38 protein-coding genes and 2 tRNA genes are annotated in these 26,030 nt (G+C 62.8%); 31 read left to right on the top strand and 9 right to left on the bottom strand.

Annotated features, from left to right (window positions below; translation table 11 throughout):
- Nucleotides 1–307 precede the first annotated feature (307 nt).
- The 24 genes from NT26_RS22695 to NT26_RS22680 all read left to right on the top strand — a co-directional run bounded on the left by NT26_RS22695 (nt 308) and on the right by NT26_RS22680 (nt 12,193).
- Complete coding sequence (locus NT26_RS22695) at nt 308–478, top strand: hypothetical protein (protein WP_156157132.1); 171 nt, start codon at nt 308–310, stop codon at nt 476–478.
- Complete coding sequence (locus NT26_RS22940) at nt 475–702, top strand: hypothetical protein (RefSeq protein WP_052637994.1); 228 nt, start codon at nt 475–477, stop codon at nt 700–702. Before NT26_RS22695 ends, NT26_RS22940 begins: the two co-directional genes overlap by 4 nt.
- On the top strand, nt 699–1,979 hold the full coding sequence (locus NT26_RS06590) for an AAA family ATPase (protein WP_052637993.1): 1,281 nt from the start codon (nt 699–701) through the stop codon (nt 1,977–1,979). The genes NT26_RS22940 and NT26_RS06590 overlap by 4 nt, the downstream gene beginning before the upstream one ends.
- Entirely contained in the window at nt 1,976–3,109 is a 1,134-nt protein-coding gene (locus NT26_RS06585; RefSeq protein ID WP_052637992.1) for an exonuclease family protein, read from the top strand. The genes NT26_RS06590 and NT26_RS06585 overlap by 4 nt, the downstream gene beginning before the upstream one ends.
- Entirely contained in the window at nt 3,087–4,361 is a 1,275-nt protein-coding gene (locus NT26_RS06580) for a recombinase RecT (RefSeq protein ID WP_052637991.1), read from the top strand. Before NT26_RS06585 ends, NT26_RS06580 begins: the two co-directional genes overlap by 23 nt.
- Before the next feature lie 75 nt (nt 4,362–4,436).
- Nucleotides 4,437–4,745 carry a hypothetical protein gene (locus NT26_RS06575; RefSeq protein ID WP_152338587.1) on the top strand — a complete coding sequence of 103 codons (309 nt, stop codon included), beginning with the start codon at nt 4,437–4,439 and terminating at the stop codon, nt 4,743–4,745.
- Entirely contained in the window at nt 4,742–5,476 is a 735-nt protein-coding gene (locus NT26_RS06570; protein WP_052637989.1) for an exonuclease domain-containing protein, read from the top strand. The genes NT26_RS06575 and NT26_RS06570 overlap by 4 nt, the downstream gene beginning before the upstream one ends.
- A 12-nt stretch (nt 5,477–5,488) precedes the next feature.
- The gene (locus tag NT26_RS06565; RefSeq protein ID WP_052637988.1) at nt 5,489–5,827 is read left to right on the top strand and encodes a hypothetical protein; all 339 of its coding nucleotides are present in this window, start codon (nt 5,489–5,491) and stop codon (nt 5,825–5,827) included.
- 2 nt (nt 5,828–5,829) lie between these two features.
- Nucleotides 5,830–6,027, top strand: coding sequence for a hypothetical protein (locus NT26_RS06560; protein ID WP_052637987.1), 198 nt, complete (start codon nt 5,830–5,832; stop codon nt 6,025–6,027).
- A 10-nt stretch (nt 6,028–6,037) separates the two neighbouring features.
- A complete protein-coding gene (locus NT26_RS06555; protein WP_244467673.1) occupies nt 6,038–6,448 on the top strand; it encodes a hypothetical protein in 411 nt (136 codons plus the stop codon).
- A 3-nt stretch (nt 6,449–6,451) separates the two neighbouring features.
- The gene (locus tag NT26_RS22690) at nt 6,452–6,625 is read left to right on the top strand and encodes a hypothetical protein (protein ID WP_156157131.1); all 174 of its coding nucleotides are present in this window, start codon (nt 6,452–6,454) and stop codon (nt 6,623–6,625) included.
- On the top strand, nt 6,622–6,783 hold the full coding sequence (locus NT26_RS22685; protein WP_156157130.1) for a hypothetical protein: 162 nt from the start codon (nt 6,622–6,624) through the stop codon (nt 6,781–6,783). The genes NT26_RS22690 and NT26_RS22685 overlap by 4 nt, the downstream gene beginning before the upstream one ends.
- Nucleotides 6,780–7,202 carry a hypothetical protein gene (locus NT26_RS06550; protein ID WP_052637986.1) on the top strand — a complete coding sequence of 141 codons (423 nt, stop codon included), beginning with the start codon at nt 6,780–6,782 and terminating at the stop codon, nt 7,200–7,202. The genes NT26_RS22685 and NT26_RS06550 overlap by 4 nt, the downstream gene beginning before the upstream one ends.
- A complete protein-coding gene (locus tag NT26_RS06545) occupies nt 7,199–7,687 on the top strand; it encodes a hypothetical protein (protein WP_052637985.1) in 489 nt (162 codons plus the stop codon). Before NT26_RS06550 ends, NT26_RS06545 begins: the two co-directional genes overlap by 4 nt.
- Nucleotides 7,684–7,992, top strand: a complete 309-nt coding sequence (locus tag NT26_RS06540) for a hypothetical protein (RefSeq protein ID WP_052637984.1) — start codon at nt 7,684–7,686, stop codon at nt 7,990–7,992. Before NT26_RS06545 ends, NT26_RS06540 begins: the two co-directional genes overlap by 4 nt.
- 3 nt (nt 7,993–7,995) lie before the next feature.
- The gene (locus NT26_RS06535) at nt 7,996–8,397 is read left to right on the top strand and encodes a hypothetical protein (RefSeq protein ID WP_052637983.1); all 402 of its coding nucleotides are present in this window, start codon (nt 7,996–7,998) and stop codon (nt 8,395–8,397) included.
- Nucleotides 8,394–10,154 carry a DNA cytosine methyltransferase gene (locus tag NT26_RS06530; protein WP_052637982.1) on the top strand — a complete coding sequence of 587 codons (1,761 nt, stop codon included), beginning with the start codon at nt 8,394–8,396 and terminating at the stop codon, nt 10,152–10,154. The genes NT26_RS06535 and NT26_RS06530 overlap by 4 nt, the downstream gene beginning before the upstream one ends.
- Nucleotides 10,151–10,408, top strand: coding sequence for a hypothetical protein (locus NT26_RS06525; protein ID WP_152338586.1), 258 nt, complete (start codon nt 10,151–10,153; stop codon nt 10,406–10,408). Before NT26_RS06530 ends, NT26_RS06525 begins: the two co-directional genes overlap by 4 nt.
- Nucleotides 10,405–10,770 (top strand): hypothetical protein, encoded by a 366-nt coding sequence (locus NT26_RS06520; protein WP_052637981.1) that lies wholly within the window; start codon nt 10,405–10,407, stop codon nt 10,768–10,770. Before NT26_RS06525 ends, NT26_RS06520 begins: the two co-directional genes overlap by 4 nt.
- A 143-nt stretch (nt 10,771–10,913) precedes the next feature.
- The gene (locus NT26_RS06515; RefSeq protein ID WP_152338585.1) at nt 10,914–11,225 is read left to right on the top strand and encodes a hypothetical protein; all 312 of its coding nucleotides are present in this window, start codon (nt 10,914–10,916) and stop codon (nt 11,223–11,225) included.
- Complete coding sequence (locus NT26_RS06510; RefSeq protein ID WP_052637979.1) at nt 11,222–11,479, top strand: hypothetical protein; 258 nt, start codon at nt 11,222–11,224, stop codon at nt 11,477–11,479. Before NT26_RS06515 ends, NT26_RS06510 begins: the two co-directional genes overlap by 4 nt.
- Nucleotides 11,476–11,655 (top strand): hypothetical protein, encoded by a 180-nt coding sequence (locus NT26_RS06505; RefSeq protein ID WP_052637978.1) that lies wholly within the window; start codon nt 11,476–11,478, stop codon nt 11,653–11,655. The genes NT26_RS06510 and NT26_RS06505 overlap by 4 nt, the downstream gene beginning before the upstream one ends.
- Complete coding sequence (locus NT26_RS06500; RefSeq protein WP_052637977.1) at nt 11,652–11,933, top strand: hypothetical protein; 282 nt, start codon at nt 11,652–11,654, stop codon at nt 11,931–11,933. Before NT26_RS06505 ends, NT26_RS06500 begins: the two co-directional genes overlap by 4 nt.
- A 32-nt stretch (nt 11,934–11,965) precedes the next feature.
- A complete protein-coding gene (locus NT26_RS22680; protein WP_152338584.1) occupies nt 11,966–12,193 on the top strand; it encodes a hypothetical protein in 228 nt (75 codons plus the stop codon).
- Here NT26_RS22680 and NT26_RS06495 read toward each other — a convergent pair.
- The 3 genes from NT26_RS06495 to NT26_RS06485 all read right to left on the bottom strand — a co-directional run bounded on the left by NT26_RS06495 (nt 12,138) and on the right by NT26_RS06485 (nt 13,824).
- The gene (locus tag NT26_RS06495) at nt 12,138–13,505 is read right to left on the bottom strand and encodes a DUF6538 domain-containing protein (protein WP_052637976.1); all 1,368 of its coding nucleotides are present in this window, start codon (nt 13,503–13,505) and stop codon (nt 12,138–12,140) included. The two genes, NT26_RS22680 and NT26_RS06495, sit on opposite strands and share 56 nt — an antisense overlap.
- 137 nt (nt 13,506–13,642) lie before the next feature.
- Nucleotides 13,643–13,716 (bottom strand) — tRNA-Gly (locus NT26_RS06490).
- Between the two features lie 23 nt (nt 13,717–13,739).
- Nucleotides 13,740–13,824: transfer RNA gene (locus NT26_RS06485), tRNA-Tyr, on the bottom strand.
- A gap of 196 nt (nt 13,825–14,020) precedes the next feature.
- Here NT26_RS06485 and NT26_RS06480 point away from each other — a divergent pair.
- Entirely contained in the window at nt 14,021–14,905 is an 885-nt protein-coding gene (locus NT26_RS06480) for a TrmH family RNA methyltransferase (RefSeq protein ID WP_052637975.1), read from the top strand.
- A 91-nt stretch (nt 14,906–14,996) separates the two neighbouring features.
- Entirely contained in the window at nt 14,997–15,803 is an 807-nt protein-coding gene (gene cysQ / locus NT26_RS06475; RefSeq protein WP_052637974.1) for a 3'(2'),5'-bisphosphate nucleotidase CysQ, read from the top strand.
- A gap of 42 nt (nt 15,804–15,845) precedes the next feature.
- On the opposite strand, the gene NT26_RS06470 is transcribed toward cysQ, so the two are convergent.
- Nucleotides 15,846–17,489, bottom strand: coding sequence for an LTA synthase family protein (locus tag NT26_RS06470; RefSeq protein ID WP_052637973.1), 1,644 nt, complete (start codon nt 17,487–17,489; stop codon nt 15,846–15,848).
- Nucleotides 17,490–17,575: 86 nt separating this feature from the next.
- Here NT26_RS06470 and NT26_RS06465 point away from each other — a divergent pair, with 86 nt between their 5' ends.
- The gene (locus NT26_RS06465; RefSeq protein WP_052637972.1) at nt 17,576–18,508 is read left to right on the top strand and encodes a lysylphosphatidylglycerol synthase transmembrane domain-containing protein; all 933 of its coding nucleotides are present in this window, start codon (nt 17,576–17,578) and stop codon (nt 18,506–18,508) included.
- A gap of 2 nt (nt 18,509–18,510) precedes the next feature.
- Here NT26_RS06465 and NT26_RS06460 read toward each other — a convergent pair whose 3' ends face one another.
- From NT26_RS06460 to ribA, 3 genes are read right to left on the bottom strand one after another with little or no spacing between them, the layout of a single operon-like run.
- Complete coding sequence (locus NT26_RS06460; protein WP_052637971.1) at nt 18,511–19,263, bottom strand: FkbM family methyltransferase; 753 nt, start codon at nt 19,261–19,263, stop codon at nt 18,511–18,513.
- Nucleotides 19,260–20,033, bottom strand: coding sequence for a CDP-alcohol phosphatidyltransferase family protein (locus NT26_RS06455; protein WP_244467672.1), 774 nt, complete (start codon nt 20,031–20,033; stop codon nt 19,260–19,262). Before NT26_RS06455 ends, NT26_RS06460 begins: the two co-directional genes overlap by 4 nt.
- A 2-nt stretch (nt 20,034–20,035) precedes the next feature.
- Nucleotides 20,036–21,139: a GTP cyclohydrolase II RibA gene (gene ribA, locus NT26_RS06450; RefSeq protein ID WP_052637970.1), complete on the bottom strand. Its 1,104-nt coding sequence runs from the start codon at nt 21,137–21,139 to the stop codon at nt 20,036–20,038.
- A 270-nt stretch (nt 21,140–21,409) separates the two neighbouring features.
- On the opposite strand from ribA, the gene NT26_RS06445 reads away from it, so the two are divergent.
- Genes NT26_RS06445 through NT26_RS06430 form a run of 4 tightly spaced genes read left to right on the top strand, consistent with a single transcriptional unit; the run spans nt 21,410 to nt 24,663 of the window.
- The gene (locus NT26_RS06445; protein ID WP_052637969.1) at nt 21,410–22,411 is read left to right on the top strand and encodes a zinc-dependent alcohol dehydrogenase; all 1,002 of its coding nucleotides are present in this window, start codon (nt 21,410–21,412) and stop codon (nt 22,409–22,411) included.
- Between the two features lie 22 nt (nt 22,412–22,433).
- A complete protein-coding gene (locus NT26_RS06440) occupies nt 22,434–22,832 on the top strand; it encodes a 6-pyruvoyl trahydropterin synthase family protein (protein WP_052637968.1) in 399 nt (132 codons plus the stop codon).
- A complete protein-coding gene (locus NT26_RS06435; protein WP_052637967.1) occupies nt 22,829–23,872 on the top strand; it encodes a glycosyltransferase family 4 protein in 1,044 nt (347 codons plus the stop codon). The genes NT26_RS06440 and NT26_RS06435 overlap by 4 nt, the downstream gene beginning before the upstream one ends.
- Entirely contained in the window at nt 23,869–24,663 is a 795-nt protein-coding gene (locus NT26_RS06430; RefSeq protein WP_052637966.1) for a class I SAM-dependent methyltransferase, read from the top strand. Before NT26_RS06435 ends, NT26_RS06430 begins: the two co-directional genes overlap by 4 nt.
- Here NT26_RS06430 and NT26_RS06425 read toward each other — a convergent pair.
- Both NT26_RS06425 and NT26_RS06420 read right to left on the bottom strand, forming a co-directional pair.
- On the bottom strand, nt 24,619–25,422 hold the full coding sequence (locus tag NT26_RS06425) for a RibD family protein (protein WP_052637965.1): 804 nt from the start codon (nt 25,420–25,422) through the stop codon (nt 24,619–24,621). The two genes, NT26_RS06430 and NT26_RS06425, sit on opposite strands and share 45 nt — an antisense overlap.
- Nucleotides 25,423–25,430: 8 nt before the next feature.
- Nucleotides 25,431–25,982, bottom strand: a complete 552-nt coding sequence (locus tag NT26_RS06420) for a cytochrome b (RefSeq protein ID WP_052641919.1) — start codon at nt 25,980–25,982, stop codon at nt 25,431–25,433.
- Nucleotides 25,983–26,030 lie beyond the last annotated feature (48 nt).

Here is a 26,030-nt window from a genome sequence, read left to right as displayed (position 1 = left end):
TGAACCTACAGCATGGGCGAACCGGTCCGCGTCATATCCATGCTGCAGACTGATCGAATTGATACGCTTCGCTTGAAAAAGTACGTGGATGTAGTATGTTCCCACGCACTGGATCAGGCCGCGAAACCATTCATCCAGTCTAAGCCCCGACCTCCTTCCAAGAGGTGCGGGGCTTCTTCATTTCTGCTCCCCGCACCCGCCCTCTGTCAATGCGTCATGTATTTTTTCATGCCCGTATTGACACGATCTATTCATTCCGTATCATTTACTTCAATACGGCGTGAATTTTCGCACTTTCGAGGGCATCATGAAAACTCAAGAGCAGATCGACCGGAGCAAGATCGTCGTCCTCACGGAAGAGACGGCCGATGCGATCCGTAGCTGGCACCGCGGCGAATCACTGACCGAAAGACAGGCCAACCTGATCCACCAGGCTGGCCAGCAGACGCTGGCGAGAGCGCTTGGGGCACAGCTGTGACCCCGGAGCAGGAAGAGGCCGCCGGCTTCGCGATCTACAAGCAATTCATCCGCCACAGCTTCGGGAACCTGATGCCCAAGGGCAACGACGTGAGCGGCAAACCCATCCCGGAAACACCGGAGGAGGCATGCGTCCGTCGTTGGCGGCGCCTGCCGGAGAAGACCCGCGAGCAGTTCATCGCGGAAGGCAGAGCAGCAATCCGAGCTTACGAGGCAACACAATGAAAATCGTTCAGCTGACGGCTGAGAACATTAAGCGGCTGGTCGCCGTCGACATTACCCCCGACGGCAACCTGGTGGAGATCACCGGCAAGAACGGCCAGGGCAAGACCTCCATCCTCGACGCCATCTGGTGGGCGCTGGACATCAACAAGGTGGTCCAGAAGAAGCCGGTGCGCGAAGGCGCAGAGAGCGGCTACATCAAGCTGGATCTCGGCGAGTACATCGTCACCAAGAAATTCAAGGTGAAGGATGACGGCGACCACACCATCACGCTGACGGTGCAGAACAAGGACGGCGCCAAGTTCGGTAGCCCGCAGGAGCTGCTGAACAGCTTCATCGGCGATCTCACCTTCGACCCCCTCGCCTTTTCCCGCATGAAGCCACGCGAACAGGTCGTTGCCCTGCGCGCTCTGGTCCCCGGCTACGACTTCGCAGCGGCGGACAAGGCCAACCAGACGGACTTCGATGCGCGCACCGACGTCAACCGCACCATCCGGGATCTGAAGCCACGTATCGAGAGCATCGTCGTGCCTGACGATACCCCGGCCGAGCGGATCCGCGCTGACGAGCTGATGGCCGAGCTCCAGCAGGCGATGGACCACAACGCCAAGATCGACACGGCAGCGCGTAACCGCGTCAATCTCGAAGAGCGCATCGCGCGACTCGAGGAGGCCGTCTCGTCGAAGCGGGAGACGATCAAGACCCTGGAGCGTGAAATCGTTTCCCTCGAGCAGGACATCGAAGAGCTCCGCGACGAGGTGGACGGCGCGGTCGTGACCGGCGAGAAGATCGATCTCGAGCCTATCCGCCTGCGCATCACCGAGTCCGAGGAGATCAACCGCCGCGTCGATCGCCGACAGCAGAAGGAAGCCCTGCAGGCCGAGCTGAAGGCCGCCGAGGAGAAGAGCGACGCGCTCACCAAGGCGATGGAGAAGCGCAAGGCGGAAGCTGCCAAGGCCGTTCGCGATGCGGATCTCCCCGTCCCTGGCCTCGAGCTCACCGAGGACGCCGTCCTTCTCAACGGCCAGCCCTTCAATCAGGCGAGCGATGCAGAGCAGCTGCGCGTGTCGATCGCTGTCGCCGGCGCTATGAACCCGAAGCTGCGCGTCATTCGCGTTCGCGACGGTTCGCTTCTCGATGCCGACTCCATGGCCGCGCTGAAGGAATATGCCGACGAGCGTGACCTTCAGGTGTGGGTGGAGACGGTCTCCTCCGGCCGCGAGAGCGCCGTCGTCATTGAGGACGGCATGGTTGCCTCGTTCAAGGAGGCGGCGGAGTGAAGACTTATCTCGACTTCAAGGCCAACGAAGACGGCACCTACACCCTCCCGCCCGGGATCTACTTCGATCTACCCGAGCACATCTACCACGCCGACACGGCGCTTGGGTCCACCTCCATCAAGGATCTCGCGAGCAAGCCATGCAAGTGGCAGTACGACCGGCTGCGTCCGGTCAAGGAGGTGGAGCCCGAGCACCTGAAATGGGGCCATGCCTGGCACTGCCGCGTGCTCGAGGGCAAGGCGGCATTCGAGGAGCGCTACGCCAAGCCGCCGAGCCCGAAGGATTATCCGGACGCGCTCAACACGGTCGACGACATCAAGGAGTTCCTTCGCATGCACGGCCAGAAGGTCACGGGCAACAAGCCGGACCTGATGGCGCGCGCCAAGGAGGTCGATGACTGCCCGCCCTTCTTCGACGAGATCCTTGCGCGCTGGCATTACGAGCACCCGGACTACGTCGAGCTCACCGAGCGCCAGGTGCAGGAGATAGAGGACGCCGTTGCGAACATGCAGCGGGATCCGGTGCTTACTTCCGTCATGGTGGCCGGCTCTCTGATCAACGGCGCGGCCGAGATGTCCATCATTTGGGTGGACGAGAACGGCATCCGCCGCAAGGCCCGCTTCGACTACTCGCTCGCCCCCATGGGCAACAGGGTGAAGTCGCTGATCGTCGACCTCAAGTCCTTCACCACCTTCAAGGGCGGCAGCGACGAGGAAGCAGCCATCCGCAAGGTCTATGACATGGCCTACGACCTGCAGGTTGGCACCTACATGGACGGCTACTTCGCCGCCCGCTCGCTCCTGGAGCAGGGCATGGTCTTCGGCGACCCCCCTCCCGGGGACTACCTCAAGAACTTCTTCCATTCGGAGGGTGTGGATTGGGTGTGGGTCATGATGCGCCGGGACAACGCCATGATCCCGATCACGCTGTCGATCGACACCGAGGACAAGATGTTCGACCACGCCAAGCGCGTAGTGGCGGACGCCCTCGAAACCTACCGCACGTACATGGCCCTCTTCGGCCCGGACCAGCTCTGGACGCCGCCGCCAAAAATGCCGCTGCGGCTCAACCACACAGTCATGCCCACCTACAACCGAGGGATCCAGTATGAGCAACCAAATCACCGTTAGCCCCGTGAACCCCGCCCCTCTGCTGGAGGGGCTTCGTGCGGATCTCGCGCCCCTTCTGCAGGAAGCCGGCCAGAGCTTCGACCGCCTGCGGACCGTCTTCATGACGGCGGTGCAGCAGAACCCGGACATCCTCTTGTGCTCAGAGGACTCCATCCGGCGCGAGATCCGCAAGTGCGCGGCCGACGGCCTTGTCCCCGACAACAAGGAAGCCGCCATGATCCCCTACAAGGGGGAGCTGCAGTACCAGCCGATGGTGCTCGGCATCATCAAGCGGGTGAAGGAGCTCGGCGGTGTTTTCAGGATCGACTGCAAGCTCGTCTACAAGAACGACGAGTTTGTGCTCGACGAGGCCGATCCGAACTCGCTGTCGCACAAGTCCAACCCATTCGCCTCCGCAGAGGAGCGCGGCCCGGTCGTGGGTGGCTATGCGGTATTCCGCGACGAGGCTGGCAACGTCATGCACCTCGAGACGATGTCGCTGGAGGACTTCGAGCGGGTGCGCAAGGCATCCAAGGCCCCCAACAGCCCGGCATGGCGAGACTGGACCAACGAGATGTACCGGAAAGCCGTGCTCCGTCGCGGCGCCAAGTACATCGCGGTCAACAACGACAAGATCCGCGCACTCCTGGAGCGCCAGGACGAGCTCTTCGACTTCACCCAGCCAAGGATGACCGAGCGGGTCAATCCTTTCACGGGCGAGGTCATCGACGCCAGCGCCACACCGGCCCTCGAGCATCGACAGCAGATGGGGATGAACCTCCAGAACGACGGGGACCGAGTACAGGAGCCCCGCCAGCAGCGGAACGACAGTCGAGACGGTGGCAAGGACCGCCGGCAGCCAGAACGCTCGCCTCAGGGCAGCTCTGAGCCGAAGCAGGCAGACAAGAAGCAGGACGAGAAGCCGCCCGAAACCAAGCCGGACACTCTTCCTGAGGTTCCCGACTTGATGATTGCCAAGGGAGACGAGGCCAAGGCGCTCGAGGCAGTCGAGAAGATCCTTGCCATCGCCCTCAATGCCGAGCTCGACGCCCCCGCCCGTCGCGGAGTCCTGAAGTCAGCCGCCCCTTCGTGGAAGGAGCAGACGCCGGAGTACCTGCACCCACTGGTGAGGGCCTGCGTCGATGCCACCGATTGGGCGATCAAGAAGGATGCCGCCGGCGAGCCCTGGTCGGCCGACCACGCGGTCTTCGTCCACAAGGTGAAGACGCTCCTCGAGGTCGAGAAGCTGAACATCGGCAAATACCCGTCCTGAAAAAAAATCTGCGCGGCGCTCATCCCCGGGGCGCCCGCACCCCTCATTATCGACAAGTACAAACGAGGAACGAACATGACCAGTGCATTTTCAGAAGGAGCCATGTCGCTGTTGGCGGAGCTCCAGTCGGCAGAGCGCAAGCACGAGCTCGTGCAGCGTTTCATCAAGGAGGGCGGGGTCCACAGGCTCTCTCTCAGCGTCGATCATCCTGACCCAGAGGTGAAGGCCGCGATCGAAGCGATCGCAGCGCGCAACATCCCGGCCGAGCTCCTGCTCAAGGGTTTTCTTCGGTTCTCGATGGATGAGGTCAACGCCTCGCGAGACGCCTTGTGCTGCTACACAAACCCTCAGCCGGTCGCAGCAGCCCCGAAGGTAGCGGCATGAAGATCCGCGTCCTCGATTTCGAAACCACCGACCAGGCCGACGAGAAAGCCAAGGGCAAGACGGTTGGTATCGTGGAGATCGGCTTTACCGATGTCGACGGCATCACCGGAGAGGTGAGTCCCACCGAATCGTACCTGGTCAATTCCGGCATTCCGATCCCGCCACAGGCGCGCGCCGTCCACCACATCAGCGACGACATGGTGAAGGACGGGCTGCCACCGGACGAGGCCTACCGGCTTTTGATGGCGCACATGGAACCGGGTGACCTGTTCTGCGCCCACAATGCCGCCTTCGAGCGGACCTTCTTCGCCGGCGGCGTGCATGCGTGGATCTGCACGATGATCTGCGCAAAGCACCTGTGGGAGGAAGCGCCGTCCTATTCCAACCAGGCCCTCCGTTACTGGCTGGACATAGATCGGGACATGCAATGGCCGACCATCGCGATGCCTCCGCATCGTGCCGGTCCGGACTCCTACGTCACGGCGCACATCCTCTCCCGGATGATCAGCACTCATCACCCCTCGTCCCTCCTCCAGCTGACGAACACTCCGGTCCTGCAGAAGCGCGTGATGTTCGGTGAGAAGCACCGCGGTCAGCTGTGGGCCGACATGGATCGCGGCTTCCTCGAATGGGTGCTCTCACCCGGCAAGAACTTCGACGAGGAAACCAGGAGGACCGCCCGCCACTGGCTGAACAAGCAGAGCGGATTGTCCGGCACACCCTTCGCATAAGGAGACCTGAAAATGCGGCAAGACTTCAAGAAGGGGGACATCGTCTCAGTGCAGGCCGAGTTGAAATACGGCTCCGACAGCATGGGCAACGTCACCCTTTCATTCCACGGATACCAGACCGTCACCATCGACCAGGGCCAGGTGTCCATGGTGCGGCCCTTTTGGGTGAAGGACGACAAGGCCGTCTACGAAGGGCCCGCCGATTCTCCTGAGCACTACCCCAAGATCGAGGTGACCGTCCTCGCCACCAGCGAGGATCTCGTCTGGATCAAGACCCCCGCCGGGAAGACGAACGTCGTCTTCGCCATCGATCTTCAGCGCATCGAAGAAAAACACGGAACGGAGGAATAACCGTGAGCACCACCTACAAGACCATCACGAGAGAGCTCGGCGACGAGAACCAATACTACGTCGCCGAGGACAGGGTCACCGAGGAGCAGATCAAGGCCGGGGATGATGACGGTGTCGTCTGCCTCTGCCTGTCGCCCGATGCGGCCGACACGATCGCACGGCTCCTCACCAACTACAGTCGCGCCGGCGGCACTATCTGAGGAGGCGGCGATGACCCGGGCGGTGCGCAAGAAGATCCCCGACAAAGTGAAGCTCATAGCGGCGCTCAAGCGCATGGGGCTCACGATCGAGCAGGTCCAGTTCGACCACAACCCTGCTCTCGCGCTCCGCCCGATCAACCCCCTGACAGGGGACACGATCCCGCCGGCCAATGATCCGGACCACATCGAGCTTCTGATGATCACGGAGCACCAGAAGAAAACCTACGGCAAGAGCGGCGAGAAGGTGGTCACCACGGCAGGCAGCGACATCGGCAACATCGCCAAGGTCCGCCGCCTGACGCAGCAGCAGGAAGAGGCCCGTCGCCGGATGCTGGCGAAGGACCAGGGCGAGAAGCCCGAGTGCACGAAAAGCAAGTGGCCGAAGAGGCCATTCCCAAAGCGGCAGAAGAAAGGAACCTGAAGCATGGGGGCGAATGAAAAGACAGAGACGGTCACGTTCCGAGTCCGCGCGGCGAACGGCGGATACATGGACATCGACGCATGCAACCCGAACCAGGCGCGCGAGATCTTCAAGGCTCGCTACCCGAAGGTCGGCATCACCAAGGTGAAGCGGCTGAAGGAGGGGGCAGAGCAATGATCTGGATCCTCTTCGTCGTCGGGCTCATCGCAGCGTCTATCGGCATTTATCAATTTGATGTCCAGCAACTCCGGTGGGCGCGAAACCAGGGGCTCTTCCTCGCGCTCGTCGGACTCGTGGTCATGGTGGCCGCAGCACATTTCGGAGGCGCGCTGTGACCAAGCCTCTCCGTTCAATCCAGATGCTGTTCTGCCGGATCGACATCGGTTCGGATTGGATAGCCACCCACTTCCCCGACGGCACAAGCTACGGCGCAGAGCCTCAGATGACGGCAGAGTACGTCGCTCTTGCGCAGCGCTGCGGCTATGGCGGCGATGTCCTCCGCTATGCCCACGAGCATGAGATCGCCCACGCCCTGATCGGCGAGGTGGTCTATCGCGGCCCCTCTCGAGTTGTTTGGGGCTGTGCTCACGGCAAGTACGCGCCGTCCGTAGAGATCCTTGCCGAGGAGGAGCTGTGCATCAGCCTCCAGGCATTCGCACGCGCCGGCACCCTGCCCGGTTCCAGTGCACCAGGCTTCGACTGGTTTGCCCTGCGTTACCGCTTCCTTCAACTCTGCGACGAGGTTTCACCATGACGCACAAGACGACCGACGTGCCCCCAATGACCGTCGTTGGGGCCAGCACGATTCTCGAGAAGACAGGGCCATTCCTCCACCACTTCAAGGTGAGGAAGAAAGAATACAACGAGGAGCTCGCCCGCTACCGCGCTAGCGCACCGACGTTTCTCGGCAGCCTCTCCGGCGACGAGCTCCGGCACAAGATCGACCGCTGCCATGACCTGACTGAACTCGCAATGCACTCGGTCGACAGGAAAATCCTGATCAGCGCCAGGGATCTCCGGATGGTTCAGCACCTTTCTCCAGATGATGTCGACTATGCCATCTCCGGCCTACGCCACCTGGCGGATGAGAGGGAGAAGCGCGCCGAGAAGGACGCCCAGGCTGCCTTGCAACGTGCGGCTCGCTCACGAAAGCGCAAGAGGATCGCATGGACGGTCTTCGCGATCGCCGTTGGCCTCGCCTGCCTCTCCATCCCAATCCTGAAGGGCGTCTTCCAATGAGCGACAATCTCCAAGCCAAGCCCTTCGGCCGCAAGGAGCTCGAGCCCTGCTGTGGCTGCGGAAAGGGCGTCCTGCACACCGGCGACATCCACTTCTACGAGGTGGAGATCACGCAGTGCATCGCCGACGTCCGCAGTATCCGTCAGCAGCACGGACTCGAGACGATGATGGGCAATCCTACGATTGCAGCTGCCTTCGCGCCTTCGACCAATGTGGCCCAACGCATGCCGAGCGTGCGCAAGCTGCTCTGCTCCAACTGCGCGCTGCTCAAGGACATCCCGATCACTCAGATGATGGAGGGCTGACCCATGGGAGCGATCACCAATCAGGACCGCGCCGCCATCCGCAAGATCTTCCGCAAGACCAAGGAGGAGACGGACCGGATTATTCGGCAGCGCGGCCAGCCATCCGTCGAGCAGATGCCGAACATCATCGCCTCGCAGAACGCGCTGCGCTCCTGCATCGAGGTCATCATCAACGAGTGCGCGCCAGTCGACGAGCTCTACTTCGGCGAACTGGCCATCCGGATGGCCTCCTACTTCGTCAGCGGCGTGCCCGTGGAGCGCCAGGTCGACCTCCTCACTGCCGTTATCGAAGGCCTGCCCCCTGCCCATGCCCGTCGGCTCCGGGAGGGGGTTGTCATCAAGACTGGCTGGGTCACCGACGGCGTCAACCACCCGAACATTCCCGCGGAGAGCGACATTCAATGAAGAAGTTTCTGGTCGCCGACCTGCTCTGCGGAGCGGGCGGCTCGTCTACAGGTGCAGCGCGCGCCTTCCGTGAGCTCGGGCTCCAGATGGAGCTCGTCTGCCTCAATCACTGGCCTGTCGCGATCGACACGCACCAGCGGAATCATCCCGAAGCACGCCACTACGTGCAGGACATCGCCACCGTCCGCCCTCACCTGATCGTTCCAGAGGGATACCTCGACCTCCTGATGGCGTCACCAACCTGCACCTACCACAGCGTCGCTCGAGGCGGGAAACCTACCAGTGACCAGCAGCGGTCGGATCCGTGGCACATCATCACCTGGCTGACCGAGCTCCGGGTGAAGCGGATCATCATCGAGAACGTGTGGGAGTTCATTAATTGGGGACCGGTCGACCACCGCACCGGAAAGCCGATCAAGTCCCGCCGCGGCGAATACTTCCACGCATGGATCGAGACGATCAAGCGCCTGGGGTTCGAACCGGAATGGCGCAAGTTGAACGCGGCCGACTACGGCGACGCCACCACACGGCAGCGCTTCATCCTCATGGCTCGCTCGGACGGGCGAAAGGTCAGCTGGCCGATGCCCACCCACAAGAAGCGTAGCGAGGTTTCGCAGGATCTGTTCACGGATGAAAAGCCGTGGCGTCCGGCGGCCGACATCATCGACTGGAACCGAAAGGGCCGGTCCATCTACAATCGCAAGAAGCCGCTCGCCGCCAAGACGCTGGCCAGGATCCACGCCGGCGCCGTCAAGTACGGGTGGCCGGAACCGTTCATCGTCGTGCTGCGGAATCACATGGCCGCGCAGGGCATCGACGTCCCGCTTCCGACCATCACCGCTTCGGGTACCCACATCGGCATCGCCGAGCCTGTCGTCATCTCTCCGCGCCACGGCAAGGAAGGGGCCGGTCCACGTCCTCGCGGCGTCACCCAGCCTCTGCCAACCCTTACGGCGGGAGGAAGCCAAGTTGGCGTGGCCGAGCCGGTCATCGTGAATATGAAGGGGAAGTCCACGGCCTCCAGCTCGCTCGAGCCCTTGCCTACACAGACCGCCCACGCGGCGCATCTGTTTTCGGCCGAGCCTATCGTCCTGTCGCAGCACAATAGCGGCGCTCCTCGGTCCACGGAGGATCCTCTTCCGACCATCACGACGGGCGGGGCATCATCCGAAGGCCGGCCCGGCTGTGCACGCCCCATGCTGGTCGAGCCGTTCATCCTCTCTCAGGCCGCAGGCGGCGCACCGCGCGGGGTAAGCAACCCCATCCCGACACAGACGACGGGCGGCAATGGCGGGGCGCACGCCCTGATCTCCCCCTACTACGGGTCGGGATCCGGCGAGACCTGCATCAGCGCCAACGAACCGCTTCCTACGGTCACAGTGAAGGGGCGCTTCGGGATGGTGGTGCCAGTCACCCACACCAGCGGCGGGCCGTCGGCGCGCGACGTCGACACGGATCCAATCCCCACGCTCACCACAGCCAAGGGCGGCGAGTTCGCCCTGGTCGAGTCCGCAGACGGCGAGCTCCAGTACGACATCCTCTTCCGGATGCTCGAGCCGCACGAGCTGGCGGCAGCGATGGGCTTCAATGACGAGGAGTCCACCTACGAGTTCGCCGGCACCAAGACGCAGGTCATCAAGCAGATCGGCAATGCCGTCTCTGTCGCGAAGATGAAGGCCTGCGTCGGCGCCATCATGGCAGACGCGGTACCGCCGCGCGCTGCGCAACCAGCAGAGTTCAAGGAGGCAGCAGAGTGACCCAGCAATTCACCCACGCCGGCATCATGCCGGTCAAGCCCATGGAACCGGAGTCCACCGGCATCACCAACCAGGAGCGCATGGTCATCGACATGCTCGTCGGTGCTTGGAACGCCTTCTGCGAATTGCCGATGGAGCACGGCGACGACCAGGTGGAGTTTCGCCACGGCATCCACCGGCTGCAGGAGAAGATCCTTGCACGGCCGACACGGCGCAGCCTGAAGGCAGAGGTCAGGAGGGTGTCGATCCGATGATTCAGCCGCTGTGCCGGTATTGCGGCAAACCACTGAGGAAGAGCGTTGTCACGGTGGCTCTTAACTCCCGGCAGCCGAAGTGGAGGGGTGGTATCAGCCGCCCTGACCGCCCCTCCTCAAAGGAGGAGGCGCAGCGGCTTTTCAACGAGGTGATCGTTTCTCTCCGCTACGGAGAAGATGAGAGAGGCCGGTATGTATCAGAAGTCGGCCTTTGGGACGGGGTCACCTATCGAGACAGGTTCTTCTGCAAGGGCGAACACGCTCAACAGTTCGCCTATTCCGCCCTGAATTACGCTCCAACTCTCGGGACTGCCTCCTATCACGAAGCACTGAAGGCCCAGCAAGAAAAGGAGCAGTCATGACCACCTGCGCCAACGGCCACCCCATGGAGTTCATTGGCGGGCGCAACTGCGGATGTCACCCCGACGCCACCTGTTCACTCCCCGTCTACACCTGCCCCGTCTGCAAAGACTCAGACTACGGCGACAACCAAGAGGCTTCTGACATGAAGGCATCGTGCCCCGACGTCGAGGAGTGCAAGGTGAAGGCCAACCCATACGGTGGCCTGCCAGGTCTCCACCTAACGCGCGCTGAGTTCGAAGCGCTTGACGAGTACAGCGCCACCCTCCCCACAGGAACCACCCCAGGGAAGCGGTGGCGCCGGCATGACGGGGCCTACGATCCTGATTGCGAAAACCCCTTCTGGCTGATCGGAGAGTACGACCCGGACGACGATGGCAAGGGGCCCAGCATCAAGATCAACTGGTACATCCCCGTCATCAGCGTGGCTGCACCGCTAACAGGGAGCGCACAATGAAAAGCCTACTCGACTTCCGCAAGACGGGGCCGACCACCTACGGCAACCCCATCACGCTCGACGAGCTTTGGGATAGGGCGGCGGCACTCGGCAGGGTGACCGTCGATCACAGTCTCTCCCAAGGCCAGTACGTCCAGATCCGGTTCGAGCGAAAGTCCGGGACGATGGTTCAGGCTCGAGGCCATCACACCGAGATCCGCGAGGCGTTCCGCCTTGCGATCCAGGAGGCTGTCGACCTGGGGGCGGCCCCATGACTCAGCCCCTCCCCTACATCTTCCGCTGGAACAGGCAGGGGAGGAAGGGCCAGCCCTGCGAAGTGCTGATCCGCACCAACGTCATGAACACCCGGCTGGTGAGGTTCGCTGACGGATACACCATGGTCACCAGCGGTAACGCTCTAAAGAAAAACCCGGAGGCACAACCGACATGACGCAAACCGCATGGGGCGAGCCAACGTGGACGGAGCCGGAGCCTGTCCACCTCTACGGTGGTGAGGACTCCGACATATTCCCTGGGTACCGCTCGCGCTACGTGGTCGGCAAGGCTGCCATGGGCTGCGTGTGCTGGTACCAGCCAGAGGGACCATACTACGCACTGACGCAGCTGCGGCGCCTTGGCTGCGTCGGCGACATCGACACGGCGAAGAGCCTGGTCGAGGAGTTTTCCGTCCTCGAAGTCTTGAAGTGCCCGACCCTCGGCAACGCCTAACGCCTACCCCCTCCAAGTATGGAACCAGAGAGATGAACCAGCAGATCACCCCCGAACGGATAGAGCGAGCCCTGGACAGGGTTGCCGAGATCATCGTGGACCTGAAGGACGGGCAGAAGTGCCTGCCGATCTACGAAAGACTCGAGGCCGAGCTGAAGGCCATGCGCGCGGCCGAGAACACCATGGCCTCAGTCATGCAGCGCGTCAGAGGATCGAAGGGTCGCAAGGCAGGGCGACCGCTGCCATCGCCTCGAGCTTGAGCGCGAGCGAACCGCCCTCGCCGTATTCGGGCCTGTCGATCGCATGGCCCATGAGGATCCTCCTCACCTCGTCGTCGACCTTCACGTTCTTCATGCGGTCCTCGAACGAATGGCGGAAGGAATAGACGGTCGTCTTGACCGATTGCCTCAGGTGGTTCTCCACCATGTACTTGTTGATGGCAGCGGAGAAGTTGCCCTCCTTGTCCCGGTACCGCGGGAAGCCCTTCGGAAATCTCCTCAGCGCCTCGAGCGCGATGCCGGTCACCGGCACCACACGGATCGACGTTTCGGTTTTCACCTCGCGCGGATCCTCGGGGTCGTCGTCAGGTTCAATCTTGATGTAGGGGATGTTGCTCTGGAGTTGGATGCGGTCTGCGGTCAGGTTGCAGATCTCGCTGGGTCGGGCGCCGACATTCATCATGATGAGCAGAATCGCTCGCGCCTCGTCATTCAGGCCGGCCAGAGCGCCGGGCTTCAGGATCTTGTCCGTGATCCATTCGGTCGTGAAGGGATGCCGCTTGCGCCGGCGCTTCGCCTTGTCCTTGAACCGCAGCCCCTCGAACGGGTTGACGCGGTCCTCCTGCTTCATGTGGGAATAATACTCCCGGTACAGCACGCGCATATCCCCCAGGCGGCGGTTGCCGATGTCGGGCGTGTGCGTGGGCCTGCCTTCCTTCGGCGCGATCCGCTCGAGCCAATGGTTGTAGTAGCGGCGGGCATCGTCGCGGGTGATCTCGTCCATCGCCATGTCACCCATGACGGAGATGAAGTGATCCTTCGACCCCTTCTTCACCGACAGCCACTTCGCCCTCTGGCCTGCGCTCTTGCCGGAGATCTGGTGCGGCGTGATCTCTTCCTCGTAGACCTTGAAGGCATCCGACACCGTAGCGGCCGGAGCTGACACCGTACCCATGACGGCCTCGACGACAGGCTTCGGCGTCGACGGGGAGAGGATGGCCTCCACCCTTTCGAGCAGCGCCACGAGGGGAGCATTCGCGAGATCCGCGGACGGCTGATAGGAGAAGCCCATCGCCTTCGCTCGCTTGATGGCGGTCAGGTACCGGTTCTTTGCCGCCTCCTGATCCTCGCCGCAGAGCATAGATGCCCAACGGTCATCGTCCGCCTTTTCGTACAGGTCGCGAATCGTCCGGGCCCGGGCGAGGTCCGTCGTCTTGAGCGAGATCTTGACGGTGTGGCCGCGCTCGTCGATGTCGGCAAGCTCCGTCGGCACCCGCCGGCGATAGTAGTAATTGCCGCCGACGCACAGCAGATACCGATCGAGATCGTGCTTCGACTTCCGGTGACGTCCCATCCCCAGCCGCGCCTTTGTGTCCTAATAAATGTCCACGTTAGTGTGCTGAAAATTTCGTTTTGATCAAGCTGCTTCAGATCGCTTCAGCCGAAAGCCTTGATTTGCAGGGAATCTGGCGGTCGATAAATGCGGCGAGCTGGAGCGGGTAGCGGGAATCGAACCCGCGTATTCAGCTTGGAAGGCTGCTGCTCTACCATTGAGCTATACCCGCGGGGTGGCCGATCCGGTGACGAATGGTGGAGGGAGTTGGATTTGAACCAACGTAGGCTGAGCCAACGGATTTACAGTCCGTCCCCTTTAACCACTCGGGCATCCCTCCATTAATCCGTCGGGATCGTAACCAAGCTCGCTAGATCGATGCGCCGGGCTTCGATCTGCGCCGCGTATATGACGGCCCGCTCGCCGTCTGTCAACACGCGTCAGACCTCAATTCCGTGAAAAAAATCCCGCCTCCTTCGAGGCTTATCGCGGGTGTCACGACTATGCTGCGGAAGCTGCCAAGGCTATAAGGCCGCATGAGCAAGAATGATAAAGACGACAAGTCCGGCCGCGACAGCCACTATGCCACGCTTCGACGGGCGGTAAGGGATGCGAAGCGGGAACGCGGCGAAATCCCGACCCCAGACCCGCGCAAGAACCGCCGCAAGGACGTCGCCTGGGCGCCTCCCCAGCTTCAGCCCGACCAGGTCTTTCTCTACGGTCTGCACACGGTGCGCGCAGCGCTCGCCAACCCGCAACGGCAACTCATCAGGCTTTCGGTCACGCAAAACGCGCTGGCGCGCCTCGACATGGGAGATACTGAGGCCCTCCCCTGCCCGGCCGATCTCGTCCAGCCTCAGGACCTCGACAGGGTGCTGGGCCCGGATGCCATCCATCAGGGGGTGATGCTGGAGACGCGGCCGCTACCCGTCCGGCGGCTTGAAGCCTTGAAGGACAGCCCTCTCCTGCTGGTGCTCGACCAGGTTACGGATCCGCATAATGTCGGGGCCATCATGCGCTCTGCCGTCGCCTTCGGGGCCGGCGCACTTGTCACCACTCAGAGACATAGCCCGGTGGAATCCGGCGTCCTTGCAAAATCGGCCTCAGGTGCACTGGAACTCATTCCCCATATCCAGGTCACCAATCTTGCCGATGCACTGAACGAACTTCACGCGCTCGGCTTCCAGACCGTCGGCCTCGATTCGGAAGGCCCGCAGCCGCTGGAGGAAACCCTTGCCGGAGACAAGATCGCCCTGGTCCTGGGGTCCGAGGGCAAGGGCTTGCGCCACAAGACGCGCGAAACCGTCACTGCGCTTGCGCGCCTCGACATGCCGGGGGAGATCAAGTCGCTCAACGTGTCGAACGCCGCAGCGGTCGCCCTTTACGCTACGCGGATGTATCTTGCCCGTAGTAGATCGTGAACCCCGCGAACCTGCTGTGACTGCTGGTCGCAAATGGGCCTGTACCTTGTGACAAGGAAGAGCCAGGAATTGCGCGAGAGCCGGCAGCACCATGACGAAGCTCATTGATCTCTTCACATCCGCTGCGCTCGATGCCGGCCGCGCGATCATCGAGGTTTACCGGGCGGGCCCCACAACCAGCTACAAGGCCGATTGCTCCCCGGTGACGGAAGCGGACGAGCAGGCCGAGCGCATCATTCTCGAGGTGCTTCGTCAGGCTGTTCCCGACATCCCGGTCATTGCCGAGGAGGCGGTTGCCGCGGGACGCATACCGGCCATTGGCGCCGGCCCCTTCATCCTGGTCGATCCGCTTGACGGCACGAAGGAGTTCATTGCGGGCCGCGAGGAGTTTACAGTCAACATTGCCCTCATCAGGTCCGGTGTGCCGGTCGCGGGCGTCGTCTACGCCCCCGCGCTCGGCATCGCCTATACGGGCGATGGTGATGAGGCGTGTCGACTGGCGATCGGGGCAGACTTCGGTGTCGACGCGAGGAAGTCGATCCATGTTCGTGAGGCCGCTCCTTCGATGGTCGCGGTTGCCAGCCGTTCCCATAGCACGCCGGAGACGGAGGCGTTCCTGAAGGCCAACAATATTGCGGAGACCTGCGCGATCGGATCGTCGCTGAAATTCTGCCTTGTCGCCGAAGGGCAAGCGGACATCTACCCGCGGCTCAGCCGTACTATGGAGTGGGATACGGCGGCCGGCGATGCCGTGCTCCGCGCGGCCGGTGGCGCGACCACGACGCTGGACGGAAAGCCCCTCGTCTACGGGAAGACGCAGCAGACGGACAGTATCGACTTCGCCAATCCCTATTTCATCGCCCGGGGTGACTTGCAGAAGGGCAAGCTTGTCACCTGATCCGTCTTACCAACAGCAATTAACGGCGAGCGCAGCCGCGCCTCACTCCGTCTGCCCGCCGCCGAACCTGCTGATCAGAACATCGCGCATCCTGTCCATGGATGGCTCCGGCGCCTGCGGCGAGGGTGTCATGCCGATAGAGAAACCGTCGGCCTTGAAACTGTCGACGAGGGCACGGTCACGGCTGACGATGTGGATCGGTACGGATCGCGATGCATCCGGGCCGGTGATCAGCGCGGCGGGCTGATGGTCGCCCAGGATCACGAACACGGCGTCCCGGCCGAAATGGCTGATATAGGATCCCAGAGTTTCCAGCGCGTAGTCAATCGTCGCGATATAATGCCGACGAACCCGATCCTGATCGGCCCACACGACCGCCGGTGGATCGCCACTCTCCGCCTGGCCGTCGAAGGTCGACCCATCGCCGACTGAACTCCAGTCGACAAGCCGGGGGATCGGCGTCCATGGAGCATGGCTCGATATGAGCGCGATCTCCGCCATCACAGGCACGCCCGCGTCCCTTGCCGGCGAGCGGGCGAGGCTTTCGAAGGCAGACAGGGTGTACTGGTCCGGCATTGTCACCCAGTTGAACGGCTTGCCGCGGTAGCCCAGGTCCTTTGCCGCCAGGATCTCGTCGTAGCCGTAATAGGCAGCCTCCGGCCAATCCATGGTGATAGCAGGCATGATGGCCACCGTTCGCCACCCGGCATCGCGGAACATCCGGTTGAGGCTCGGCCGGTCACTGGTCATCAGCCGGTCATAGCGCGCCTGGCTATCGGTCCAGAGACCCGAGAGAAGGGTGCCATGAGCGAGCCAGCTGAGACCCGCCACGGTCGGTGACCGCGTCCAGCCGCTCGCAGATGCGAAGCCGGCCTCGGAAAGCTGCAGCTCGACGCCCTCGAGCCTTGGGCCGATCATCGGGCTGTAGCGCGGATCCTCGATCGCGCTTCGCCCGTAGGATTCGACGAAGACAAGGATCAGGTCCCGCCCTTTGATGCGCTCGAAGGACGGCGCTCCGGCGGGATATCCCGCCTCCTCATGCAACTCCGCCTCAAATGCACGGATGTCGGCAACCGATCGAGCCACCAGAGCCAGCCGCTCTCCGAGATAGTCCGACACGCGCAGCTGAGCCACAGGATCAGAGCCGGCGCGGACATTCGCCGTCTGCAGCACGACGCCGGCGACCAGCAGTAGCGCGAATACCGCAACCGCTGTCCTTCGGACTTGGTCGGACAGGTTCGTGATCCGGATGCACGCCCAGGAGAAGGCCAGCACCAAGGCAGCCAGGGAAGCGACGGCCCCGCCGATCGAGACGGCCGCAGTCAACGCGCCGAGGGAGCCGGACAGCAGGTTCCATCCGTCAAAGATCATCTTCAGGTCGAGATAGGGATTGAAGCGGCGCTGGAATGCCGAGAGGACAGCAAGATCGCCGATCTTGAGAAACAGAAGGCAGAAGACCACGGTCGTCGAGAGAACCGCCACCCCAATGGCCATCCTCCTCGGCAGCAACAGCAAGGCGAGAGCCAGTAGCGGTATCTCGATCGGCAGACGCAGGGTGCGGGTGAACTGGATGCCGCCCGGCGTATCTGGCATGGCGCACGCGAAGAAAGAAACCGCGACGAAAATCGTCATTGCCAGGGCGGCTCGCCATCCACGAATTTGGTGTATCGTGCCGGTCCGGTTCATCCGAACGCTCCTCCCGCTCGTATACTACCCCGAGCATCACTCCACCGGAGCAGGATCATGAACGACGAAGGAGGCAATCGACAGCCATGCGAATACTGAAGGTGGTCGCGATGGCTGCAGGTCTCCTGCTTCTGCCTCTCCTCGTCCTTGCGGTCGATCCTGCGAGCCTCGCCGAGGCTCTCGCAGGCGTGCCGCCAGGCCATGCACTCGTCGCCATCATCATCGTCCAGGTCCAGATCCTGCTTTCCGCGCTGCGCTGGCACTTTACCGCCTCCCGGCTCGGTCACCCCATGCGGCGAGCCACTGCCATACGGGAATACTATCTCAGCGGCATCCTCAACCAGACCCTGCCAAGCGGCATCGCCGGCGACGCCGTCCGCGCATATCGCAGCAGCGGCGACGCCGCTGGTGATTGGAAGCGGGCAACCGCAGCTGTCGTGCTGGAGCGGCTCTCCGGGCAGCTCGCGTTTCTGTTGCTCACGGTCCTGGGATTGCTGAGCTGGGTGGTGCTGTTGCCGCAGGACAGCATTCCGGACCTCTGGGCACTGCTCGGCGCCGGGTTGGCGGGCGTCATCGCAATCGTAGCGGCGTCTCTTCTGGTTAAACCTCTCAGGGCGTGGAGTATCCAGCACCTCCCTGACCTTTCGGCGGTCTTCTGGAAAGACCGAGCCTTCGCGATCCAGGGCGGACTGAGCATTCTCATCGTGACAAGTTACGTGGCGATTTTCCTCATTGCATCCGATGCGGCTGGCGCACCACTGCCGCTGGCCGGAGCGTTTGCGATCATTCCGCTCTGCCTGCTGGCGATGCTGGTTCCAGTGGGTATCGGCGGGTGGGGAAGCCGCGAAGCGGCCGCAGCGGTGCTTTGGCCGCTCCTGGGATACACGAGCGCCCAGGGCCTTGCTGCGAGCCTTCTTTACGGTGCCTTCTCGCTTGCCGGTACCGCGCTTCCAGGCCTGATGGTGTACGGCGCGTCCGCACTTGGCGGCTGGAGGCGGGGTGCAGGAATCGCCCGATGAGATCACGTCGCCAACCGGGCATAGACATCGCCTGACGGATCTCCCGGCGTCAGCGAAGAAATTCCATCGAGAATCGTCGCGGCGTCCTGCCATTCTTCGTTCGCAAAGCGGTGTCTCTCGCCGACCACCCGATTGAAGCGGTAGCTGCCGAGCCTCTCAAGCAATCCGATCGCTTCAAGCGCGATTTCGGGAAGTGCCGGAATATATTCGAACGCGACGAGGCGGATCGGGCTTGAAAGTCCGCGGAGGATCTCGGCCTCGGCACCTTCGACGTCGATCTTGCAGAAGGCCGGAATTCCATATTTTCCGATCAGCCGGTCCAGCGTCGTCATGGGGACGGCAACCTCTCGGTCCCAGACGACATCGCGAAACCCCTCGGCATGGCTGACACCCTCTATGAAGCGGTCCGATACGGTGGAGACGGTGGGATGACGACGTGAGATGCGCAACCTTGCCTCACCTTCCGTCGCGCCCACGGCCGCACGCTCGAATCCCTTCCAGCGGCTGGTGAGATGCTTCTCGATCATGTCGGCAAACACGGGCTGCGGCTCCACGGCCACGACCTCTGCCCCCAGGGACAGCAAGGTCCTGCTTCGGCTGCCCACATGCGCGCCGATATCGAAGACAATATCGCCGGGCTTGATGATCCCGCTGTAGAACCGCCTCAGTTGCACCCGGCGCCAGGGCTGGCCGTAGTAGACCACCAGCGAGCGCGCGACACCGATTGCCGTATCAAGGCCTGTGGCGGCGCTCACCTTCCCACCTCTGGATCGCGCAGGAGGTAGAGGCAGTCGACCGCGAACGAGTAGATGAGCAAGAGGAGCGCAACAGCCGCCAGCCAGACGGAGATGGGTGCCATCACCCCGGGAACGAGGATCAGGCAGAGCGCGGCAACCTGCACCACACAGACAAACTTGCGCCGCAGCGATGGCGGCAGAGGTGCCGTCAGACTGGGCACGAAGTACTGCGCCATCATGAAAGCGTAGCGAAGCAGGCCTATCAGCACGACCCACGCCCCCGCCTTATCGAGGATGAACACGGCGGCTGACAGGCAGAGGATAAGAAAGGCATCGACTTCCATGTCGAACCTTGCGCCAAGTTCCGACTCCTGCCTCTGGAGGCGTGCGAGGTACCCGTCGAAGCCATCCAGCGTAAGCGCCACTGTCACGAGGAGCACGAGGGCCCAGGAGGCATTTTCAGGCGCATTGGGCACGATCACTGCGGCAGCGACCAGGCTGACGATCGCCGATCTGATTGCAGTCACTGTGTTCGCGAGACCGAAGCTGTCAAAACGGTGCCGGTGCAGGCTTCCGATCACAAGGAAAAAAATGACAAGAAGCAGCACGGCAGCGGCAATGACTGTGGCGCTGCCTAGCGACAGATGGAATGAGATCGCCGAGTAGGCAACAATCGAACCCAGAAAGACACCGCCAAGCACCGCCAGAGCGTTCACACGAAGCGCGTGGGACGGTCCGGCTGCCGCAGCCGAGATCCGAATGGCGGATGCCTCCTTTGACCACATCATGCCTACTCCGCTGCCAGAAGGGCCTCGATGTCCAGCATATGGCCGGCCCGATCCTTCTTCGTCTGCAGATAAGCCGCATTCTGCACGGTGACCTCTCCCGTTACCGGAACACGGCTCTCCACCCCTATACCTGCGCTACGAAGGGCGGCGATCTTCGTCGGGTTATTGGTGAACAGCACGACCTTCTCTATGTGCAGCAGTCGCAGCATCGCCACTGCTGCCTCGTAGCGGCGATGGTCGACATCATAGCCGAGTTCGGCATCGGCATCGATGGTGTCGAGCCCGCGGTGCTGGTACCCGTACGCGCGCATCTTCGCGCCAACACCGGTGCCCCTTCCCTCCTGGTCGAGATAGAGAAGCACGCCGCCGCCCGCAGCCTTCATGGAGGCGAGACCATTGCGCAGTTGGTCGCCGCAGTCGCACTTGAGCGAGCCGCAAAGATCGCCGGTAACACATGAGGAATGAATGCGGACCGGGACCGGGCGCGCCAGATCTGGATTGCCGACGACGATGGCGATCTGGTCCTTCTGGGCCAATCCCCCGCGGAAAACCACGAAATGGGAATCGCCTAGGTCCCTTAGCGGCACGCGGGTGCGGACAACGATCTCAAAATTCTGGCGCGCAGTGCCGGCCCCTTCCAGAAGAGAGTGATCGAGCTTGCAGCAGGCAGCGAAGTGATGCTCGGCTCCCGTAACGTCGGCACAGACCATGGCAGGCAAGAGCAGCGCCAGACGGGCAAGCTCAGCGGACATGCTCATCAGTCGGTCAGCCGTGTGCCACTCGTCGGGTGCCGATGCCCCAAGCCCATAGGCCAATTGCGACGCCTGCGCGAAGGAAATGCCGGCAAGCGGAACAGCAAGGTCCTGGGCGGCACCCGGCATGAGGCGCATTGCACGATGTGACGTCAGCAGCAGCGAATGCCTGTCACCCACCGCATCGGCGAACTGGTCGTAGACAGCCGGTGCCACGCTATCGAGCGCAAGGGCAGCAAGACTGCGTGAGCCATCGCTGAGCAAAACCGGGCGGCCGTAGCGCAATTCCGCAACTGCACGCTCGACCTGAACTGCGGGCGAGGCAACCTGAAAACCCTGTTCGACGAATGACATCGCTGAAAAATCCTTCCCAAAAACGTTCAGTGCCAAGCTTTACGCGCAGAGCCCTTGGCCGGATCAATCACTTATTCGGCACCGGCAGATCCCCGCCGACGTCTTGTCAGATCGCCTGCGCAGGACAAGATAACGCGCTCAGCACGGTTCGGGTCCTTGAGCGTCGCCGAGGTTGAAAGCCACACCCCACTGGGTGCCCAAGATGGTTGCAGGCGACGCTGGCGACCCAGCGCAAGCGCGGTCCCAAGGCCGGCGTAAGAGGAGAGACGGATGAACTTGGGTGCCTCGCCTGCGGAACGTGCTGAAATAGACTCTGCTCGTGCCCTTTGGCTCACGGCCGCTGGCGCATGCGAGCTGAGGCATGAGCCACTGGAGCCGCCCCTCCCTGGCCAAGCCCTCGTACGCACGCTCTTCAGCGGCATCAGCCGAGGCACGGAGAACCTCGTCTTCAGCGGCCGCGTACCCGTCAGCGAATTCGAACGCATGCGTGCACCTCACATGGCGGGCGAGTTCCCCTTCCCGGTCAAGTATGGTTACTCGCTCGTGGGAAAGGTCGAGACGGGCAGCGCGCCCATGGCCCGCCAGTTCGTCTTCTGTCTCTATCCGCACCAGGATCTCTGCGCGATCGATGAATCCGAGTTGCTTGTCCTTCCGGACGGGTTGCCGCCGGAACGGGCCATACTGGCCGCGAACATGGAAACCGCCCTCAACATCGTCTGGGATGCAAATGTCCAGCCGGGCGACCGTGTCGCCATCTTCGGTGCCGGCGTGGTCGGCACGCTGGTAGCGCACCTGACATCACGGATCTGCGGCACCGAAGCCGTGCTGATCGATCCCAATCCCGCACGGCGAGCGCTTGCCGAACATCTTTCCCTGGACTTCTCGACGGGGACTACCATGGCTGGAGAATTCGATGTGCTGGTGAATGCGTCGGGATCGGCGGAAGCACTTGCGCAAGCGATCGGGCTTGCCGGACAGGAGGCTCGCATCGTCGAGGCAAGCTGGCACGGCAACGAGCCCGTCAGCATCCCGCTGGGCGGAGCCTTTCACGCTCGCAGGCTCACGCTTGCCAGTTCGCAGGTCGGTTCGGTATCCCCGAACCGGCGCGTTCGGTGGAGCCCCGCGCGTCGCCTCGCCAAGTCCCTCGACCTGCTGCTCGACGACCGGCTGGACGCGCTGATCTCCGGCGAGACGCCTTTCTCGGAGATCGAAAGCGCCTATCCCGCCATCCTCGCCAATCCGGATACCCTCTGCCACCGTATCCATTACTGAATAGTCACGGAGTTTCAGAAGCATGTTCGCCGTCGAAGTCCGCGATCACATCATGATCGCCCACAGCCTTCCCCGTCCCGTTTTCGGCCCTGCACAGGGCATGCACGGCGCCACCTTCGTGGTCGATGCCGCCTTCTTCACACGCGATGTGGACGAGAACGGACTGGCAGTGGACATCGGCGCCGCCACGACAGTTCTCCGGGAAGTCCTGGCGCCGCTCAACTATCAGAACCTCGACGAACTCCCCATGTTCGCGGGGAAGGTCACCACGACCGAAGTCATCGCCAAGCACGTCTTCGACCAACTGGCGACCGCAGTCGCGGGCGGAAAGCTCGGAGAAGGAAGCCACCGGATCTGTCGGTTGAAGGTTACCCTGCACGAGTCGCACGCCGCACGCGGGTGGTACGAGGCCGACCTTTGAGCCGGACAATCGCTTTCGCCTTCCCGGGCGATCTGGCGTTGAATACCGGCGGCTATGCCTATGACCGGCGCGTCACAGACGGTCTTCGCAACTGCGGCTGGGACGTTCAGTGCCTGCCCCTCGGTGATGGGTTTCCCAATCCCTCGCCGGAAGCCAAGGCACGGGCGGAGGATCTGCTATCGCGCTTGCCAGATGGCGCGCAGGTCGTGGTCGACGGTCTCGCTTTCGGTGTGCTCGACACATGGGCCGAACGCGAGAGCAAGCGTCTGCGAATCGTCGCTCTCGTTCATCATCCCCTCGCCCTCGAGACCGGCCTGGACGCCGAGCAGCAACAAGATCTCGCAGCAAGCGAGCGACAGGCACTTGCCTGGGCGGAACATGTCATCGTGACGTCGCCGATGACGGCGCGGGAATTGACATCCAGCTACAACGTCCCATCCGAGAAGATCACCGTAGCCATACCAGGAACCGGACCCGGGACTCCCGCCAGATGTGAAGGTGAGCCGCCACATATCGTGTCAATCGGCACGCTCATCCCGCGCAAGGGCCATGATGTCCTGATCGCAGCGCTCAAACGGATCGAGCACCTTTCCTGGACTGCCACCATTGTCGGTAGTCACAACCTCAGCCCCAGAACGGCGCGGGAAATCGAGGAGCAGCTGGCAGAGAGCGGCCTTGCCGAGCGCGTCAGCCTTGCCGGCGAAGTGGCCGATGTCAGGCCGATACTGGCGAGCGCCGATATATTCGCCCTCGCGAGCAGGTTCGAGGGCTATGGCATGGTGTTTGCCGAAGCCCTTTCCCACGGCCTGCCCATCGTCGCCTGCCGCACCGGCGCCGTTCCCGACGTCGTGCCCGAAGAGGCGGGCATACTGACCGGCGTCGATGACATCGATGCCTTCGCCGCGGCACTCGGTAGCCTCGTGACGGACAGGGGAATGCGGCGGCGCAAAGCCGAAGCGGCACGACATGCGGGCGCTCTCTTGCCGAACTGGAACAGGACCGTCGGCATCATCGCCGACAGATTGGAGACACTTCCGTGAGCGGTTTCGACAAGGACTGGCTGGCGCTGAGAGAAACGGCCGATCAGGCCGCCCGCGACATGGGGCTGGTGGAGGAGCTTGCGACTTATCTCCAGGGAATGGACCGTCCGTTCATCCTCGATATCGGCTGCGGCACAGGCTCAACCCTGAGAAGCCTTCAGGATCATCTCCCCCGTTACACCGGGTGGCTTCTGCTCGACTATGACCCCGTGCTCCTGGAGGAGGCGTCGCGGCGGGCCGGGACGAGTGCCAATGTCGCGTTTCGACAGCATGACCTCAACGACATCGCTGGCCTTACCTTGGACGAGGCAAGTGTCGTCACGGCGTCGGCGCTCTTCGATCTTTGCTCCGAAAAATTCTGCGCGGCGCTTGCGGACCGCCTCGCAGCGGCCGGCTGCGGCCTCTATGCCGCACTGAACTATGATGGCGTCATGCGCTGGTCGCCAGAACATCCGCTCGACGGGCAGATGACCGACCTTTTCAACCGCCACCAGCGGACCGACAAGGGGTTCGGGCCGGCACTCGGACCCGACGCCACCGCATGTCTTGCCGGACACCTGAAGGCTCGCGGGTTTATCGTGACGACGGCCGAGAGCCCGTGGCGGCTGGACGAGAGCAGTGCTGCTCTGCAGGCAGAGTTCCTGGGAGGCTTGCGTCAGCCCCTTCTGGAGGCGTCGGAGCTGCCGGACACCGCGATCGGCGAGTGGTTGGAGTTTCGGCTAGCGACGATCGGCACGCCGGGGGCCTCATGCCTGGTTAGCCACCGCGATCTCCTCGCCCTGCCCGGCTGAGGCTTCGCTTGACCGGAAAACGCAGTCGAACAGGATGTCGCTACCGAGATTGTAGACATCCGTGGCGGGGCGATGGGCACCGGCAAGCTTCTCGATGGGCGGCAGGCTGATGCCCATCGGGCCTGAGCCGATGATGATTGGGGAGATGGCGACGTGCAGCCGGTCGACAAGGCCGGCGTCGATGAAGCGGGCGATCGTCCGCGCACCGCCTTCCACCAGCACGCGGTTCAGGTTTCGCGCCCCCAGTGCGTCGAGGATGTCGCGGGGATCGAGGCCGCCAGCCTTTGGCTCCAGGTTAATGATGTCGGCATTTGGAAGTTCGGCACCGGATGCGCTCGCGCTTCTGAACACGATCACAGGTGCACCGCCGTCATGGAACAGGCTTTCGGCTCCCTTCAACGTTCCGTGGCAATCGACGATCACCCGAACCGGCGACAAACCCTTGACCATCCTGACCGAGAGGCTTGGATCGTCGGCGATGACGGTTCCAACTCCGACGATCACGGCGTCCACCAGTGCCCGGCATCGATGAAGATGCGCCAGGCCGTCCTCGCCTGAGATGTCGCGGGCGTCGCCTGCCGGTGTCGCAACCCTGCCGTCGAGTGACTGGCCCACCTGCGCCAGCACGAAGCGGCCGGGTGCATTGGCTATCGGGCCATAGAGGCGGTATGCAAGGTCACCGACGACTGCCTCCCCGGTTCCCTGCCGGAGGGCCAGCAGCCCCGACCACGTTGCCTCGCTCATTTCCAGATTGAACATCCCGCTCCCTAAAGCATCCTGTACAGCGTGTTGTCGCGCCGTATCACATGATGAAGCAGCACCGCGCCGATATGCAACGCGAAAAGCGCCAGAAGGCTCCATGCGCTGACCTCGTGAATCGCAGACAGCGTCCATGCGATGTCGGGAGACTTGCCGAGCGGGCTCCAAACCGGCACGAGCCCGAACCAGATGAGCGGGAAACCGTGGGCATTGGTGGCGAGAAAGCCGCTGATCGGCATGACGATCAGGAAGACATAGAGCAAGGCGTGAACGACTGTCGCTGCGACCCGTTCGACCACCGGCCCCTCGCGTTGCGGCGTGCGCGTAACCAGCTTGTTGCCGACCCGCACCAGCATGATCCACAGGACCAGAAAGCCGAGGCTTTCGTGGACCAGATAGAAGTCGAGCGTCACTTCCTTCTTCGTGAACTGGATGAAAAAGCCGAGCGGCCAGGTTGCGAGCACCAGCACCGCGACGAGCCAATGAAGAATACGCGAGGTCGTAGGATACCGCTCGACGCGGATGATCGCTTCGGCGGGGCGAGCGGGATCGGCGGGCATGCGGACGTCATCGGTTCTGGACACGGCGGACCTCCAACGGGCCGGCCG

The sequence above is a fragment of the Pseudorhizobium banfieldiae genome (assembly GCF_000967425.1).
GTDB lineage: Bacteria > Pseudomonadota > Alphaproteobacteria > Rhizobiales > Rhizobiaceae > Neorhizobium > Neorhizobium banfieldiae.
Note: the sequence above shows the minus strand (reverse complement) of the source record. Positions and strands in the feature narration are given on the sequence as shown.